The organism is Streptomyces sp. WMMC940 (assembly GCF_027460265.1).
GTDB lineage: Bacteria > Actinomycetota > Actinomycetes > Streptomycetales > Streptomycetaceae > Streptomyces.
Genome location: NZ_JAPZBC010000001.1, coordinates 3991201 through 4008623 on the forward strand (window position 1 = coordinate 3991201; position 17423 = coordinate 4008623).

Annotated in this window: 9 protein-coding genes and 4 tRNA genes; 8 read left to right on the top strand and 5 right to left on the bottom strand. The window is 72.5% G+C overall.

Annotated elements, in window-relative coordinates; translation table 11 throughout:
* Positions 1-36 precede the first annotated feature (36 nt).
* Positions 37-3996 carry an ATP-dependent RNA helicase HrpA gene (gene hrpA, locus O7595_RS17565; RefSeq protein WP_269729600.1) on the bottom strand — a complete coding sequence of 1320 codons (3960 nt, stop codon included), beginning with the start codon at positions 3994-3996 and terminating at the stop codon, positions 37-39.
* A 475-nt stretch (positions 3997-4471) separates the two neighbouring features.
* On the opposite strand from hrpA, the gene O7595_RS17570 reads away from it, so the two are divergent.
* Genes O7595_RS17570 through O7595_RS17580 form a run of 3 tightly spaced genes read left to right on the top strand, consistent with a single transcriptional unit; the run spans position 4472 to position 6680 of the window.
* Complete coding sequence (locus O7595_RS17570; protein WP_269729601.1) at positions 4472-4951, top strand: hypothetical protein; 480 nt, start codon at positions 4472-4474, stop codon at positions 4949-4951.
* A gap of 59 nt (positions 4952-5010) precedes the next feature.
* A complete protein-coding gene (locus O7595_RS17575) occupies positions 5011-5856 on the top strand; it encodes a DsbA family protein (RefSeq protein WP_269729602.1) in 846 nt (281 codons plus the stop codon).
* Entirely contained in the window at positions 5853-6680 is an 828-nt protein-coding gene (locus tag O7595_RS17580) for a cytochrome c biogenesis CcdA family protein (RefSeq protein ID WP_269729603.1), read from the top strand. The genes O7595_RS17575 and O7595_RS17580 overlap by 4 nt, the downstream gene beginning before the upstream one ends.
* Positions 6681-6958: 278 nt before the next feature.
* On the opposite strand, the gene O7595_RS17585 is transcribed toward O7595_RS17580, so the two are convergent.
* From O7595_RS17585 to O7595_RS17600, 4 genes are all read right to left on the bottom strand, one after another.
* Positions 6959-7032 (bottom strand) — tRNA-Phe (locus O7595_RS17585).
* 21 nt (positions 7033-7053) lie between these two features.
* Positions 7054-7128 (bottom strand) — tRNA-Asp (locus O7595_RS17590).
* Positions 7129-7174: 46 nt separating this feature from the next.
* A tRNA-Glu gene (locus O7595_RS17595) sits at positions 7175-7247 on the bottom strand.
* A gap of 80 nt (positions 7248-7327) precedes the next feature.
* On the bottom strand, positions 7328-8884 hold the full coding sequence (locus tag O7595_RS17600; protein WP_269729604.1) for a metallophosphoesterase family protein: 1557 nt from the start codon (positions 8882-8884) through the stop codon (positions 7328-7330).
* Between the two features lie 71 nt (positions 8885-8955).
* Here O7595_RS17600 and O7595_RS17605 point away from each other — a divergent pair, with 71 nt between their 5' ends.
* The 5 genes from O7595_RS17605 (at position 8956) to O7595_RS17625 (ending at position 17229) form a co-directional block, all read left to right on the top strand.
* Entirely contained in the window at positions 8956-9306 is a 351-nt protein-coding gene (locus tag O7595_RS17605) for a metallopeptidase family protein (RefSeq protein WP_199800681.1), read from the top strand.
* Positions 9307-10005: 699 nt separating this feature from the next.
* Positions 10006-10593, top strand: a complete 588-nt coding sequence (locus O7595_RS17610; RefSeq protein WP_269729606.1) for a hypothetical protein — start codon at positions 10006-10008, stop codon at positions 10591-10593.
* Between the two features lie 446 nt (positions 10594-11039).
* The gene (locus O7595_RS17615) at positions 11040-13250 is read left to right on the top strand and encodes a DEAD/DEAH box helicase (RefSeq protein WP_269729607.1); all 2211 of its coding nucleotides are present in this window, start codon (positions 11040-11042) and stop codon (positions 13248-13250) included.
* Positions 13251-13475: 225 nt separating this feature from the next.
* Positions 13476-16727, top strand: a complete 3252-nt coding sequence (locus tag O7595_RS17620; RefSeq protein ID WP_269729608.1) for an FG-GAP-like repeat-containing protein — start codon at positions 13476-13478, stop codon at positions 16725-16727.
* A gap of 429 nt (positions 16728-17156) precedes the next feature.
* Positions 17157-17229, top strand: a tRNA-Lys gene (locus O7595_RS17625).
* Positions 17230-17423 lie beyond the last annotated feature (194 nt).

The following is a 17423-nucleotide window of genomic DNA, read 5'->3' on the forward strand; positions in this document are numbered from 1 at the left end:
AGGGTCCGGTCGAACTCACTCAAGGCGACGGCCGCGTCACGGTGCCGCCGCGTCGATCGCCTTGACGATGCGCTTGTCGGAGACGGGGTACGCGGTGCCCAGCGCGTGGGCGAAGTAGCTCACCCGCAGCTCCTCGATCATCCAGCGGATGTCCCGGACCTCCTGCGGCACCGGTCGGCCCTCGGGCAGCTGCTCCAGGAGCCAGGCGTACTCGTCCTGCATCTCGTGGACCTTCTCCATGCGCGTCGTGTCGCGCTGGACGGAGGTCGGCATCTGCTGCAGCCGGCGGTCCACCGCGACCAGATAGCGCATCAGGTCGGGGAGCCTGCGCAGGCCCGTCCGCGTCACGAAGCCGGCCGGCACGAGCCACGCCAGCTGCTCGCGTACGTCCTTGACGTTGCCGGCGAGCGCCGGGCTGGTCGTGCTCTTGAGACGGCGCTCACAGGACTGCCAGGCGGCCAGGATCTGCCCCACCCGGTCGACGGTCCGCACGGTCGCGTCCACGAGGTCGGCGCGGACCTTGTCGTAGAGCTTCCGGAACGATTCCTCGTCCCAGGCCGGCCCGCCGTGGTCCGCGATCAGCTTGTCCGCGGCGGCCGTCGCGCAGTCGTCGAAGAGCGCCTGGACCGAGCCGTGCGGGTTGGCGGACAGGGCAAGCTTCTGCTGGTTGGACATCCGGTCGGAGGCGAACTTCGCGGGGTTCACCGGGATGTTCAGCATGATCAGCCGACGGGTGCCCCGCCACATCGCCTCCGCCTGCTCGGCCTCGGTGTCGAAGAGCCGTACCGAGACCGAATCGCCGTCGTCGACCAGCGCCGGGTAGGCCTTGACCGGCTGGCCCGCACGGCGGGTCTCGAAGACCCGCGTCAGGGTGCCGATCGTCCAGGACTTCAGTCCCGTCCGCTCGACGGAGTCGCCGCCGGACCGCCCGGCCGTGGCCGCGGCGGCCTCCGACAGCGCCTTGCGGGCCTTCGGCCTCAGCCGCAGGCGCAGCGCCTCCAGATCCTTGTCCTCGGCCAGCTTGCGGCGCCGCTCGTCGACGATCCGGAAGGTGACCTTCAGATGGTCCGGGACCCTGGCCAGGTCGAAGTCGTCCGCCGAAACCGGCACCCCGACCATGCGCTGGAGCTCTCGCGCCAGCGTGACCGGCAGCGGCTCCTGCAGCGGGACGGCCCTCTCCAGGAAGGCCTTCGCGAAGTCCGGCGCCGGCACGTAGTTCCGGCGGATCGGCTTCGGCAGGGAGCGGATCAGTTCCGTCACGACCTGGTCGCGCAGACCCGGGATCTGCCAGTCGAAGCCCTCTTCCGTCACCTGGTTGAGCACCTGGAGCGGGATGTGCACGGTCACGCCGTCGGCGTCCGCGCCCGGCTCGAACTGGTACGTGACGCGGAACTTCAGCCGCCCCTGCCGCCACGAGTCCGGGTAGTCGTCCTTGGTGACCGCCCCGGCCTTCTCGTTGATGAGCATCTCGCGCTCGAAGTCGAGCAGCTCGGGCTGCTCACGGCGCTTGTGCTTCCACCACGAGTCGAAGTGGGCCCCGGACACCACGTGCTCCGGCACCCGCTGGTCGTAGAAGTCGAACAGGGTCTCGTCGTCGACGAGGATGTCGCGGCGACGGGCCCGGTGCTCCAGCTCCTCCACCTCGGTGAGGAGCCTGCGGTTGTCCGCGAAGAACTTGTGGTGCGTACGCCAGTCGCCCTCGACCAGGGCGTTGCGGATGAAGAGGTCACGACTGGCCCCGGGGTCGATGCGCCCGTAGTTCACCTTGCGCTGGGCGACGATCGGCACGCCGTACAGGGTGACCTTCTCGTACGCCATCACCGCCGCCTGGTCCTTCTCCCAGTGCGGCTCGCTGTAGGTGCGCTTCACCAGGTGCTCGGCGAGCGGCTCGATCCACTCGGGCTCGATCCTCGCGTTGACCCGCGCCCACAGCCGGGACGTCTCGACCAGCTCGGCGGACATCACGAAGCGCGGCGGCTTCCTGAACAGCGCCGAGCCGGGGAAGATGGCGAACTTGGCGTTGCGGGCGCCCAGGTACTCGTTCTTCGCGCCGTCCTTCACCTCCTTCATCCCGACGTGGGACAGGAGGCCGGCGAGCAGCGAGACGTGCACGGACTGCTCGGGCGCGCCGGCCTCGGCCGCGGGCTCCTCGAAGCGGAGCCCCATCTGCTTGGCCACGGTGCGCAGCTGCGCGTAGATGTCCTGCCACTCGCGGATGCGCAGGAAGTTCAGGTACTCCTGCTTGCACATCCGGCGGAAGCTGGACGAGCCGCGCTCCCTCTGCTGCTCGCGGACGTAGCGCCAGAGGTTGAGGAAGGCGAGGAAGTCGCTCGTCTCGTCCTTGAAGCGGGCGTGCTGCTGGTCCGCCTGGGCCTGCTTGTCGGCGGGGCGCTCCCGCGGGTCCTGGATGGAGAGCGCGGCCGCGATGACCATGACCTCGCGCACGCAGCCGTTCTTCTCCGCCTCGATCACCATCCGGGCGAGGCGCGGGTCGACGGGGAGCTGGGCGAGCTTGCGGCCCATCGGCGTCAGCCGCTGCATCTTCTTCCCGTCCTGGGGGGACTTCTGCACCACGTCGAGCGCGCCCAGCTCCTGGAGGAGCTGCACGCCGTCGCGGATGTTGCGGTGGTCCGGCGGGTCGATGAAGGGGAACCGCTCGATGTCGCCGAGGCCGGCCGCGGTCATCTGGAGGATGACGGACGCCAGGTTCGTACGGAGGATCTCGGCGTCGGTGAACTCCGGCCGGGACAGGAAGTCGTCCTCGCTGTAGAGCCGGATGCAGATGCCGTCCGAGGTACGGCCGCAGCGGCCCTTGCGCTGGTTGGCGCTCGCCTGGCTGATCGCCTCGATGGGCAGGCGCTGGACCTTGGTGCGGTGGCTGTAGCGGGAGATGCGGGCGGTGCCCGGGTCGATGACGTACTTGATGCCCGGCACCGTCAGGGACGTCTCCGCCACGTTCGTCGCGAGGACGATGCGGCGGCCCGAGTGCGGCTGGAAGACGCGGTGCTGCTCGGCGTGCGAGAGCCGGGCGTAGAGGGGGAGTACCTCGGTGTGGCGGAGGTTCTTCTTGTTCAGCGCGTCCGCGGTGTCGCGGATCTCCCGCTCGCCGGAGAGGAAGACCAGGACGTCGCCCGGCCCTTCCTTCTGGAGTTCGTCGACCGCGTCGCAGATCGCGGTGATCTGGTCGCGGTCGGACTCGTCGCTCTCCTCCTCGAGGAGGGGGCGGTAGCGGACCTCGACGGGGTAGGTCCGGCCGGAGACCTCGACGATCGGCGCGTCCCCGAAGTGCCTGGAGAACCGCTCGGGGTCGATGGTCGCGGAGGTGATCACGATCTTGAGGTCGGGACGTCTCGGCAGCAGCTGGGCCAGATAACCGAGCAGGAAGTCGATGTTGAGCGACCGCTCGTGGGCCTCGTCGATGATGATCGTGTCGTAGGCGCGCAGCTCGCGGTCCGTCTGGATCTCCGCGAGCAGGATGCCGTCCGTCATGAGCTTGACGAAGGTCGCGTCCTGGTTCACCTGGTCGGTGAACCGGACCTTCCAGCCCACCGCCTCGCCGAGCGGGGTGCGCAGCTCCTCGGCCACGCGCTCGGCGACCGTCCGCGCGGCGATCCGGCGCGGCTGGGTGTGCCCGATCATGCCGCGTACGCCGCGGCCGAGCTCGAGACAGATCTTGGGGATCTGTGTCGTCTTGCCGGAGCCGGTCTCTCCCGCGACGATCACGACCTGGTGGTCCCGTATCGCCTCGAGGATCTCGTCCTTCTTCTGGCTGACCGGGAGCTGTTCGGGATACGTGACCCCGGGCACCCGTGCCGCGCGCGCGGCGGTCCGAGCGCCGGCCTCGGCGGCCTCGGCCGCGATCTCGTCGAGCACGGCCTGCCGGGCCTCGGGTTTGCGGATGCGGCGGGTGCCCTCGAGGCGCCGCCCGAGCCGGTGCGCGTCGCGCAGCGAGATCTCGGCCAGCTGCTTCTGGAGATCGGCGAAGGAAGTAGACATACGGGATCCAGGATCGCACCCGTGCGAGCGGACTGGCGAACCCATTTCCGGTGTTCCGGGCGCGCGATCACCGGCGGGTGCGGTGACCGGCTCCGGTGGGGGAAGGCGGGCCGGGGAACTGAGCGGTTCCGGCGGGCGGCGTCTGCCGTCGGCGGGTGCCGTCTCCGTACGACGTTCGAGAACGGTGGGCGGTGGTTGCGGGGCGCGGGTGCCGGGCCCGGGGAGCGGCCGGTGCGGTGCCGGGTCCGGCGGAGGGGAGGCGGTGCCCTCGGTGGGTGCCCTGGCCGCGGTGATGGGGGAGCGGGCGGGGCGCGGGCGCCGAGGGCCGGCGCGATCCGCCCTGCCTCGGCCGCCCGTACGGGTTCGGGCTGGTTCGGGCGAGGGCCCGGACGGCCGGTGCGGGGCAGGGCGTACCGGCCCGGGGAGCGGCCGGCCCGTACGATTGCGGGCACGTCGACTCCAGGAGCTCCCGTCCATGCCCAGCCCCAGCAGCCGTTGGCACCGCGCCTTCGCGGTCGTGGCGACGCTCACGGCGGTGCTGGCGGGGGCGCTTCTCTGCGTGGGGACGGGCGCGGCCGCGGACACCGACGGAGCGACCGGGGCCGGCCGACCGCGGTTCGCTGTTCCTGTGTCCGTCGGTGTCGCTGCGCGGGTCGCCGTTACTCCGCCCGCCGCGGTCGCTCCGTCCGTCGCAGTGGCGGCGCCGGACGCGGTCCCGGCCGGCGAGCACCGGGCTCCCGGCTGTGGCGAAGGCTCCGGTGACGGCGGGCCGAGCCCCGCCACGCCGCCGCGCGGATCCGCCGCGCACGAACTTCTGCCCGCCCTGCCGACCGCCGCCCATGGCGGGGCCGGCTGCCCTGCGGCCGACGGTGCCGTCCTGGACCTCGCGCCGGAGCGCGCCCCGCCCGCGCTCGCGGCACCCGGCCCGATAGACCTCTCCGTCCTGCGCGTATAGGCCGCGGCACCGCCCCGCCCTGCCCGTAACCCCGCGCCACCCGGAGAGAGAACACCGCCATGCCCGCGTCCCGCACCCCTGCCCGCAGCGGCACCCGCCCAGCCCGCTCCCTCAAGCCGTTCGCGTACGGCGCCGCCGTCGCCGCCGCCGCGGTGCTGCTCGGCTTCGTCTCGTACACGGCCACCAAGCCCGACGACTCCGCGACCGGTGGGCGCTCCGTCGCCGACGTCTCCGCCGAGCCCGACGCCGGCGTCTACCCGGAGCTGGAGAAGCTCGCCCGGCGCGACGCCGCCGACCCGCTGGCACTGGGCCGGGCCGACGCGCCCGTGGTGATGGTCGAGTACGCCGACTTCAAGTGCGGCTACTGCGGCAAGTTCGCCCGTGACACCGAGCCGGAACTGATCCGGAAGTACGTGGAGAAGGGCGTCCTGCGCATCGAATGGCGCAACTTCCCGATCTTCGGCGAGGAGTCGGAGGCCGCCGCCCGGGCCGCCTGGGCCGCGGGACAACAGGGCCGGTTCTGGCAGTTCCACAAGGCCGCGTACGCCGACGGCGCCAAGGAGAAGGGCTTCGGCGAGCAGCAGCTCAGGGAACTCGCCGCCGCGGCCGGGGTGAAGGACCTGGCGCGTTTCACCCGCGACGCGGACGGCGAGGAGGCACGTCAGGCCGTGGCGAGGGACCAGGAGGAGGGGTACGGGCTGGGCGCCACCTCCACGCCGTCGTTCGTGGTCAACGGCCGTCCGATCGCGGGTGCCCAGCCGGCGGGGACCTTCGTCGACGCCATCGAGGCGGCGCGGAAGGCCGTGACCACGGAGCCGGCGGGACCGAAGTCGGCGCCGACGACCCCGGCTCCCGGCGCGACCGCTCCCGGAACCCCGGTGCCGGGGACGGCGGGCGGGGAGTGAGCGACATCGGATACCTGGCCGCCTTCCTGGGCGGCCTGCTCGCCCTGCTCAGCCCCTGCAGCGCCCTGCTGCTGCCGGCCTTCTTCGCGTACTCGATCGACACCACCTCCCGGCTCCTCGCGCGTACCTGCGTCTTCTACGCGGGCCTGGCGACGACCCTGGTCCCGCTGGGTGCCGCGGGTTCGTTCGCCGGACGCCTCTTCTACGGCCACCGTGACCTGCTGGTCGCGCTGGGCGGCTGGCTGATCATCGTGCTCGGGGTGGCCCAGCTGGCGGGCCTCGGTTTCGCCTCCCGGCGCCTCGCCGAGGCCGGCGGGAGGATCCGCCCCACGACCGCGTTCTCGGTCTACGCCCTCGGCGCGGTCTACGGGCTCGCGGGCTTCTGCGCGGGCCCGATCCTCGGCAGCGTCCTCACCGTGGCGGCCCTGAGCGGGAGCCCCGCGTACGGGGGGCTCCTCCTCGCCGTCTACGCCCTGGGCATGGCGGTGCCACTGTTCGTCCTGGCCCTGCTCTGGGAGCGCTACGACCTGTCCCGCCGCCGATGGCTGCGCGGCCGCACCCTGCGCATCGCCGGCCGTTTCGAGCTGCACTCCACCTCGACCCTGTCCGGGCTGTTCTTCATCGTCCTCGGCACCGTCTTCCTCGTCTTCGACGGCACGACGGCCCTCCCGGGACTGCTGTCGGTCGACGACTCCTTCGCCGTGGAGCAGTGGGCCTCCTCCGCGGGGCGCGCGGTCCCCGACTGGGTACTGCTCGCCCTGGTCGTGGCGGCCGCGGCGATCGTCCTCGCGGTACGCGGGCTGCGGGGGCGGGACCGGGCCTGACGGCGACCCGCCCCGGGAGCGACACAGCGCTGCGATCACCGTCCGCCCCTTTCCCCTGCCCCTGGCCCGTTCCGGTCCTGGTCCTGGTCCTGCCCGGGTCCTGCTCCGCGCACGGGGCAGGGGGCGGGGCGGGTGTGAGGGGCCTCAGGCGACGTCCATGGGGTCCTCATGAGGCAGTGGCCGACCGTTCCGACCCCGGGCGTACCGGTCGGCGCAGCCGACATGAGAAAGCCCCCGTCGATGATCTCGACGGGGGCTTCTGCCCTGATGGGCTGCGGTGGCTGGGGCCGGGGTCGAACCGGCGACCTTCCGCTTTTCAGGCGGACGCTCGTACCAACTGAGCTACCCAGCCATGCGACTCGATGAGTCGCAGCGGTCCTGACGGGATTTGAACCCGCGGCCTCCACCTTGACAGGGTGGCGAGCACTCCAAACTGCTCCACAGGACCAGAGGTGATGCATTGTGCGAGAGCAAGTCTCGCACACGGTGGTGCGTGCCCCCAACGGGATTCGAACCCGTGCTACCGCCTTGAAAGGGCGGCGTCCTGGGCCACTAGACGATGAGGGCTAAGGGCCCGCCTGGGCGCTTCGCAGCGCGTCGGGGACGTGAGAAGCATATGGGATGCGGGGACCTATCGCCAAAACGGTTTACGAGGCAGGGGACGGCAGGCCCGTCGGGGACGGTGTCCGGGTTGCGTCCGGGCCCTGCGGTGGTGGCGCCTTGGCCAGGTGGCGGCTGACCTCGGCCGTCGTGAGACCCAGCCCGCCGAGGGTGATCTCGTCCCAGGCCTGAAGGGTCCGCGTGTCGCGGTCGAGGTAGAGCACGGAGGTGCGGACCTTCTCCGGCTCCTCGCGCTCGACCGCGCGCAGGCCGCCGCCGCCCGTGGAGCCTTCGATCTTGAGGCGGGTGCCGAGCGGGAGGATCTCGGTGTCCCGGCGGTGGACGTGGCCCGCCAGGACCAGCGGCACCTCGCCGTCGGTCTCGCGCGCGGCTACGGGGTTGTGGGCGACCGCGATGTCGACCGGGGTGCCGGCCGCGCTCTGGTCGCGCAGGGCCGAGGCGAGCCGGATGCCGGCCATGCGCTCGGCGGGATCGCCCGCGGGGACCGTCGAGCGGTCCGGGGTGAACTGGGGATCGCCGGTGCCCGCCACCCGTAGGCCGGCCACCGTCACCGCGCGGCCCTCGTCGAGGACGTGGACGTTCTTCAGGCGCTGGAGATAGCGCTGGGTCACGGGCGAGTCGTGGTTGCCGCGCACCCAGACGTAGGGCGCGCCCAGGTCCGGGATCGGGTCGAGGAAGGTGTTCTCCGCCGCCGTGCCGTGGTCCATGGTGTCGCCGGAGTCGATGATCACGTCGATGTCGTACTGCTCCACGAGCGAGCCGATGATGTGCCACGAGGCCGGGTTGAGGTGGATGTCGGAGACGTGCAGCACGCGCATGGTGCCCGGGTCCGGCTGGTAGACCGGCAGCGTGGAGGTCGCCTCGTACAGCTTGGTGACGTTGGTGACGAGGCGTGCCAACTCCTTCTGGTAGACGTCGAATTCGGTGACGATCGAGCGCGCGTTGCCGACGACCGAGGGAGCGCTGCTCAGCAGGCCGGAGAACCTGGGCTCCAGCACGGATTTCGGGTTCCAGGTGGCCCACGCGCTCACCCCGGCGGCGGCCAGCAGCACGAGGGCCAGGCCGCCGGCCGCGAGGGCCCGGCGCGGGCGGCGGTAGACGACGAGGCCCAGGGCCGTGGCGCCGGAGACCACGGCGACGCAGGAGCGCAGGGCGAGCTCGCGTGTGCCGTCCGTGACGTCCTGGCCGATCTCCTCCTGGAGTCCGGCGAGACGCTCGGGGTGCTCCACGAGTGCCTGGGAGCGGATGGGGTCGAGCCGGTCGATGTTGACGTCGAGCCGGATCGGCGCGGTGTGCGAGTCGAGGTCGAGGGCGCCGAGCGGGGAGACGTTGATCTTCGTGCCGCCGGAGAGCGACGGGCGGAGCGCCATGTTCGTGTCCACGGGTCCCACCGGGGTGCGGACGGCTCCCACGACCAGCAGCCCCAGCCATGCCCCCAGCAGGACGACGGCCACGAGCCCGAAGGCGCGGCCGTACGGGTGAGGCCTGTGGACCAGGGTGCTGACGGGGTTGGTGTGGTGGGATCGGTAGTGGCGCTTGAGGCGGACGAGGCCGGCATGGAGGAGTTCGTGGGCGCGGGCCATTGGTCGCGTATGCCCGCGTCCGCGCGGGGCTATGCCCACCGGTGGGGGCGCGTGTGCGTGACAATGGCCGGGTGCTGGAGATGACGCGCGAGGAGTTCGAGGAACTGGTCGCCGAGGCCCTGGACAGGATCCCGCCCGAGCTGACACGTCTGATGGACAACGTCGCCGTGTTCGTCGAGGACGAACCCGACCCGTCCGACCCCGAGCTGCTCGGGCTCTACGAGGGGACTCCGCTCACGGACCGCGGGGAGTGGTACGCGGGCGTGCTGCCGGACCGGATCACGATCTACCGGGGGCCGACGCTCCGGATGTGCGAGTCGCGCGAGGACGTGGTCGAGGAGACCGAGATCACGGTCGTCCACGAGATCGCGCACCATTTCGGGATCGACGACGAGCGGCTGCACGCGCTGGGTTACGGATGAGGCTGGGAACCGTGCCGCTGAGGGGGCCCGGGCGGTGGACCGTGCCACCGGCGGCCCTGGAGCGGAGACCGGTCCCGTAGCCGTGCCGGCGACGGGACCGACGCGGGCAGTCGTGCCGACGGGACCGGGGCCGGGGTGCCGATGAGCGCACACCCGTACCCACCCTTCGCGCGGCCCCCGTTGAGAGGCGATCGACCCGGACGCCGACCTCCCCGTGCCGGCCCAGCGCATCGAGACCGAGGGGCCCCGGGAGTGGAAGTCCTCGCGGTGGTCGCGGCAGGCGGGGCGATCGGGGCGTTTGGCGCGGACGGAGTGTCCCAGCTCTGGCCCTCGGTCTGGCGACGTTCGCCGTCAACGCGTTCGGCTCCCTGCTCATCGGGGTGTTGATGGTGCTGGTGAGCGAGCGCGGGGTGGTCACATGTCCGCTCCTGCGGCCGTTCCTCGGCGTCGGGGTGCTCCACCTCTCGTACGAGACGCTGAGGCCGGCCGAGCGGGGCCGGCCGTTCCTGGCGCCGGCGAATGTGGCCGGGTCGGTGCTGGTGGGGCTGGGGGCGGTGGTTCTCGGGGCCGATCTGGCGGGGGGCTCGGCGCGTTGGGCCCGGTACGGCGGCGGCGCCGGGCGGTCGCGCGGGGCGTGTCCCCAGCGGGGCTCGGGGAGTTGGGCAGGAAAACCGCGTCCTGTGCCCCGGAGGTGCCACCGTGCGCCAGCTGTCCGCCCCCGGCCGTTGTGCCGTCTGGTTCGCCACCGCGCTGGCCGTCGCGGCCTCCGCCGGCTGTGTGAGCGTGAGCGACGACGCCGAGGGGCCGGCGCCAGTGAAGTCGCCGCAGCGGCGCGGCGCCGCCGCCGCCGAACCGGACGGCGGCGGGGGCGCGCCGGGCGGTTCCGGCGGTCGGGACCGCACGGGCATGGGCGGTACGGGGCCCTCCGGCGGCGGGTCCAGGAGTGCGGGTGCGGACGAGTCGGCGAGCCCGGGCGTCTCCGCGGCGCCGCCGGCCTCGCCCCCCAGGGTTGCGGGTGGCGCCAGGCCGCCGTCCCCCCAGCGGCCGACGCCGCCGCCGGGCGAGCCGACGCCGCCCGCCGAGCCGACGCCCCCGGGCGAGCCGACGCCGCCCGCCGAGCCGACGCCGTCGAGCCCCGATCCCGGCCCCACCGGAGAGCCGACCGATCCGCCGACGGAGTCACCGGCCGCGGAGACCCAGATGGGCGCGATGCGGGAGGCCGTCGACACGCAAGGGCAGGGGTTCGGCGCTGAGCCGGAGGCGTCACCGCAGATGGCACCCGTGTGACCGTGGCCGGGCGCGGCGGGGACGCGAACGGAGTTCCCGTTCGTGGGGCACCGGCACGATGCCCGAGTGCGGTCCGCGTCCCGTTCGTGGGGCACCGGCACGATGCCGGAGTGCGGTCCGCGTTCCCGTTCGTGGGCGGGACGCCGACCCGGCGCCCGTCGACGCTCGGCGGACGGCGCGGGACGTCCGGTCGGAGCCGGTGCGATGGTGGCGCCCGGAGGGTGTCCCGGGAGTGTGACGAGCGACGCACCCAAGCGGTTTGCCTTGGGCCGGGGAGGGTGCGTATGGTGGTAGATCGTTTGATCCCATTTGCCCGGCGCCACCACCGAAGCGCGCCGCGTGTGGCGCGTACTCTCCCTTGCCGTGGCTGACCGCATCGAGGCGGTCGAATTGCGAAACACGGAGTTTGGGCGCGTGCCGAGACTCCGGAAGGTTTCGCATTTCGCATGTCCATTTCCAGTTCTGACCGTGCCGTCCTGCCCGAGAACGACGAGATCGTCGAGGCCGGGAACATCGGGAACACCGACGGCACGCACATCGCCGACGAGGCCGCCGACGCCGCCGGGACGTCCGAGGCGCCCGAGGTGACCTTCGGCGACCTCGGCCTCCCCGAGGGCGTCGTCCGCAAGCTCGCCCAGAACGGTGTCACCGTCCCGTTCCCGATCCAGGCCGCGACCATCCCGGACGCCCTGGCCGGCAAGGACATCCTCGGCCGTGGCCGCACCGGCTCCGGAAAGACCCTCTCCTTCGGCCTGCCGCTGCTCGCCACCCTGGCCGGCGGCCACACCGAGAAGAAGAAGCCCCGCGGTGTCATCCTCACCCCGACGCGTGAGCTGGCCATGCAGGTCGCCGATGCGCTCCAGCCGTACGGCGACGTCCTCGGCCTGAAGATGAAGGTCGTCTGCGGCGGTACGTCCATGGGCAACCAGATCTACGCCCTGGAGCGCGGCGTCGACATCCTCGTCGCGACCCCGGGCCGCCTGCGGGACGTCATCAACCGCGGCGCCTGCTCCCTGGAGTCCGTCCGGATCGCGGTCCTCGACGAGGCCGACCAGATGGCCGACCTGGGCTTCCTGCCCGAGGTCACCGAACTGCTCGACCAGATCCCCGAGGGCGGCCAGCGCCTGCTGTTCTCCGCGACGCTGGAGAACGAGATCGACAGCCTCGTCAAGCGCTACCTGGTCGACCCGGTGACGCACGAGGTCGACCCGTCCGCGGGTGCCGTCACGACCATGACCCACCACGTCCTGGTCGTGAAGCCCAAGGACAAGGCGCCGGTCACGGCCGCCATCGCCGCCCGAAAGGGCCGCACCATCATCTTCGTCCGCACCCAGCTGGGCGCGGACCGCGTCGCCGAGCAGCTGCGGGACGCCGGAGTGCGCTCGGACGCGCTGCACGGCGGTATGACGCAGGGCGCCCGTACGCGCACGCTCGCCGACTTCAAGGACGGCTACGTCAACGTGCTGGTCGCGACCGACGTCGCCGCCCGCGGTATCCACGTCGACGGCATCGACCTGGTCCTGAACGTGGACCCGGCCGGTGACCACAAGGACTACCTGCACCGCTCGGGCCGCACCGCGCGCGCCGGCCAGTCCGGCACCGTCGTCTCGCTGGCGCTCCCGCACCAGCGCCGTCAGATCTTCCGGCTGATGGAGGACGCGGGCGTCGACGCCTCGCGCCACATCGTCGGCGGTGCCGGCGTGTTCGACCCGGAGGTCGCCGAGATCACCGGCGCCCGTTCGCTGACCGAGGTCCAGGCGGACTCCGCGAGCAACGCCGCGAAGCAGGCCGAGCGCGAGGTCGACCAGCTCACCAAGCAGCTGGAGCGTCTGCAGCGCCGTGCCGTCGAGCTGCGTGAGGAGGCCGACCGCCTCGTCGCCCGTGCGGCGCGCGAGCGGGGCGAGGACCCGGAGGCCGCGGTCGCCGAGGCCGCGCAGGCGGCGGAGGCCGACGTCCAGGCAGTCGCCGAGGCGTCCGTACCGGAGCAGCCGGTGCGTGAGGCCCGCGAGGAGCGTCCGGTCCGCGAGTTCCGTGAGCGCCGTGACGACCGTCGTGACGAGCGGGGCAACTTCGACCGCCGTGAGCGCCGGGACAACGACCGTGGTGACCGCGGTTTCGAGCGTCGCGACAACGACCGTGGCGGCTTCCGTCGTGACGACCGCCGGGACAACGACCGCGGTGGGCGTTCCTTCGAGCGGCGCGACAACGACCGTCCGTTCAACCGCGACCGTCGCGACAACGACCGCGGTGGCTTCCGTCGGGACAACGACCGCGGTGGCTTCCGCCGGGACAACGACCGCGGTGGGCGTTCCTTCGAGCGGCGTGACAACGACCGTCCGTTCAACCGCGACCGCCGGGACAACGACCGTGGTGACCGCGGTTTCGAGCGTCGCGACAACGACCGTGGCGGCTTCCGTCGTGACGACCGTCGCGACGACCGCGGCGGCCGTTCCTTCGAGCGCCGCGACCACCGCGCCGGAAGCGACCGTCCGTTCAACCGCGACCGCCGCGACGACCGCCCCTCGGGCGGCGGCTTCCGCTCCGGCGGCCACGACCGCCCGTACGGCCGCCGTGACGACCACCGCGGCGGTTCGAACTCCGGTTCCTTCGGGGGCGGTCGCCGTGACGACAAGCCTCGCTGGAAGCGCAACGGCTGACGCCGGGGCCAAGCCCTGACGAACGGGCCCGTACGCACTTCGGTGCCGTACGGGCCCGTTTGCTTTGAACGGGTTCGAATCTCCTTTCACCGCCGGTGAGGCCGGTGTTAAGGTCGGCGCACTCGCACGGGGGTTGGCTGGGGGGTCTCTCTCGCTCGTACGCGCGTCGCCACGCAGGCCGACGCCGTTCGCCCGTGCCCTCATGTCCTGGGGAGGGACCTCACTTTGTCTCGTACGAGCAATGCCCGGGTGCGCGGAAACGGCCGTACCCGGGCCGCTCTCGTCCTGGCGCTGGCGACGGTGACGGCGACGGGATCCGGAATCCTCACGCCGTCGGCGACGGCAGCCCCGCTCTCCGCGGCCGTGGCCGGGGACGTGACCGTCCTGCCGCCGGCCCAGCGCTTCGCCCCGCGTGCCACCTCGATCCTCACCGCCGGCGAGACCGGCTACCTGCTGCTGCAGGAGAACGACGACCGGCTGCTCTGGATCGACTACGCGACCGGCTCGGCGACCCCGCTCGCCACGAGGCTGCCCGAGAAGCCCCGGTACGACCCCGAGACGGGCTACTGGGACCACCTCCAGCGTCTTCCGATAGGCGGGGGTGGCTACTACGGCGACGGCTCCGACACCGTCGCCCTCTACTCCGCCTCACCCGCACCGCATGTGACGCTGCAGAAGGGCGCGGGTGCCGTCTTCGCCGACGTACGACTGCCCGAGGGGCAGTCGTACGTGAGCACCTTCGGCGACACCGTGCTCACCCGCACCGGCGAGGCGGGCGGCGCGCCTACCGGCTACCACCTGCTGCGCCACGAGGGCGGCACCGTCACGGACACGCCCGTCACCGGGTTCCCCGAGGGCGCCGTCCTCCAAGGGGTCGAGGACGGCGACGCCAAGTCGGTGATCATCCGCTACGCGGTGCCCGGCGAGCCGAACCAGCGGTGGCGGATCGTGGACCTGGCGGAGGCGGTGGCGAAGCCGCTGCCGGACCGCCCGGACCCCGACGAGCCGTGGGTGGTGGACGGCTTCCGGCTCGGCGGCGAGTCGGTCCTTCGGCTGCGCACCGGGCGCTCCAAGGCCGATGTCCTCGACCGCACCGCACCGGACAACGTGATCCGCACGGTCGAGACCGGCGTGGTGTCGTACGACGCTACCTTCGCGACGGTCGGCGGCTCCGTCCTCGCGGTCGACCGCCAGAACCCCGGCGACAACGAGTACCGGGGCACGACCCTGTGGCGCATCCCGGACGACGACGGCGACCTCGAGCAGGTGCTGCAGCTGGCGGACGAGCAGGTGGCCGTCGCCCCCGACGGCTCCCTCCTGATCGCGGGGGCGACCACCGCCCCCGCACGGGGCGACGTCGACTGGGCCGTGCACCGCATCCTGCCCAAGGCGGACGGGAGCCTGGAGACGCGACGCCTGGCGACGGTCGAGCCCATGCCCGCGCACGTCTACGGACTCTCTCTCGGCAGCGGCATCCTCACCACTGCCGATGACAGCACGCTGTTTGAGCCGTTCACCAACATCGGTGCGTACCGCAGCACCTGGCTGAACACCACGGGCGAGCCGCAGGCGGTCCGTACCACGGTGGACGGCCTGGTGAGCGGAAGGGACAGCGACTGCGCCGGCGGGAGCACGGCCGAGCGCTGCGTCACGATGTGGGCGAGCGGCGACGGCTTCCACGGCCGTGGGAACGGCACCGAGTCCGGCCTCACCATGCTGTTCGAGAACGGCAGGGCGAACTGGGGCCCGCGCCTCACCACCGGGTTCCACAGCCCCGAACCGACCGACCTGTCGGGCCGGTTCGGTGTGGTCCGCCCGGCCTCCCGCGGCACCCAGGCCGTCGTCGAGTTCAGGAGGCCGGACTCCGGGGCCGTACTGGAGAAGCGGACGGAGGTCGCGGCCGCCGTCTGGGGCTCCATCCTCTGGAGCGGTGGCAAGGACACGGGTGCGGTCACCTCGAAGACCCTCCCGTCGGGCACCGCCGGCGAGTCCTTCACCACGCTCGACAAGTGCGTGCCCAACGAGCTCCAGGCCGTGGGCCGCTGGGTGTACTGGAAGTGCGAGAACGCGTCGGGCGTGTACGACCGGCAGGCCAGGCGAGCCGTCGCCGCGCCGCTCGGGAGCGTCCTGCTGGGCGACGGCTACTTCGTCCACCGGGGCGACGGCACCGGGCTCACCCTCTACGACCTGCACGCCGGGCTCCCCGCTTCCGGCGCGGCGGCCGACGTGCCGCACCGCACCCTGGTGAGCGCCGCGGCCCTCGGCGGGTCCGTCGTGCGGCGCGCCGGCTGGACCGTCGACCGCTTCGGCGGGCACGTCGCGTACGTGGGTGCCGACGAGCGGGTCCGCGTCGTGCGCACCGGCGTTCCCGCCTCCGCGATCACGGCGATCGACTCCGTGGTGTCCGCCGGCACGTTCGACCCGACCGTGGCCGGCGCGCGCTGGGCCGGCTCGTGGTGGGTGTCCAAGCCGGCCGCCGCCTGGCAGCTGACCGTGAAGCGGGCGGACACGGGCGCGGTCGTCCGCACCGTGTCCGGTAGTGAGGGCCGCGGGCTGATCGAGGCGGCCTGGGACGGCAAGGACGGCGCCGGAAAGGCGGTGCCGGGCGGCACCTACCGATGGACGCTCACCGCCCAGCCCTCCGACGGCGTCGGCGCCCCGCTGGTCACATCGGGCGACGTCGACGTCGTGGGCGCGCTCCCGCCGCCGGCGTTCCGCGACCTGGCGGGCGCGGACCGCGTCGGTGACCTGGTCTCCCTGAGCTCGGCGGGTGCGTTCGCGTACCGGCACGGGAACGGGGCGGGCGGTCTGTCGGGTGCGACGACGGGGCACGGCTGGTCGACGTCGGCCGTGGCGGTGCCGTTCGGCGACCTGAACGGTGACCGGTGCAACGACGTGCTGGTGCGGTTGGGCTCCGAGCTGCGGGCGTACCGCCCGGGTTGCGGGAAGGCGTTGACCCCGACGACCCCGTACACGTCGCTGGGGTCGGTGTGGGCGCAGTTCAACGTGCTGACGTCGCCCGGTGATCTGACGGGTGACGGGCGTCCGGACATGGTGGCGCGGCAGGCGTCCACGGGGGACGTGTACCTGTATGCGGACGACGGGGCCGGGAAGCTGAAGGCCCGTGGGAGGATCGGTACGAACTGGAAGCTGTACCGGGCGATCTTCGGTGCGGGGGATCTGAACGGTGACGGTATCGGCGATTTGCTCGCGGTGGACGGCGCCAACTCGCTGTGGCGCTACGACGGGACCGCGACGGGCACGGTGAAGCCGCGGGCCCTTGTGTTCGCCAAGAACTGGGGCACGGGCCGCAACGTCTTCGTCGGCGTGGGTGATCTGAACCGGGACGGCAAGCCCGATCTGATCTCCCGTAACGCGGCCGGCGACCTGCTGCGCAACAACGGCAACGGCGCGGGGTCCTTCGGTTCGACCGTGAGGATCGGGACGGGCTGGCAGGGCTACAAGGGCTTGTTCTGAGCCTTCGGGCGCCCTCCTCCGCGACGGCCCGTGTCCCCTGGGTGGGGCACGGGCCGTCGCGCTGTCCGAACGGGTTCGAAAGGCCTCCGCGGTGGGGGCGGCCGCCGTGACCTCCCGCACCTCTCGTGGGGGCGGCACGGCGAGGGGATCAGGGGCCGGGTCCGCGCGGCGCGCCCGTGCCCCACGGGCGAACTCGGTTCACCCCCTTCGGCCGCAGGACGGCGGCCGGCCGGGGGAGCGGCGTCCCGCCCGGCGCCCACCGGCGTGCGCCGCACCGCACGCCCTCCGGCGCACACCCGCTCGCCGTATCCCGCCGACCAGCGCGCACATGCTCGGCAGGACACGCTTTCCACCCGTGACGGCAGCCGGCGAGGGATACCCGATCGGATACCGGGCGCCGTACGGCTATGCTCGGGGATGACTCGCCGAGGGCCGTTAGCTCAATTGGCAGAGCAGCGGACTTTTAATCCGTTGGTTGTGGGTTCGAGTCCCACACGGCCTACTCGCTCAGCACCTGGTCGGGGATCACCCGGCCGGGTGCTGATCTCGTTGGAGTCGGGCATATCAGGCGCCTGCTGGCCCGCTGCTGGCCCGAGGGGCGGGCGATCATGGAATCCCCGCCGCCGGGCGGCGGGCGAAACGGGAGCGGCCGCACCCGGGGGTGCGGCCGTCAGGTCCGGTCTCTCGCGCAGCAGC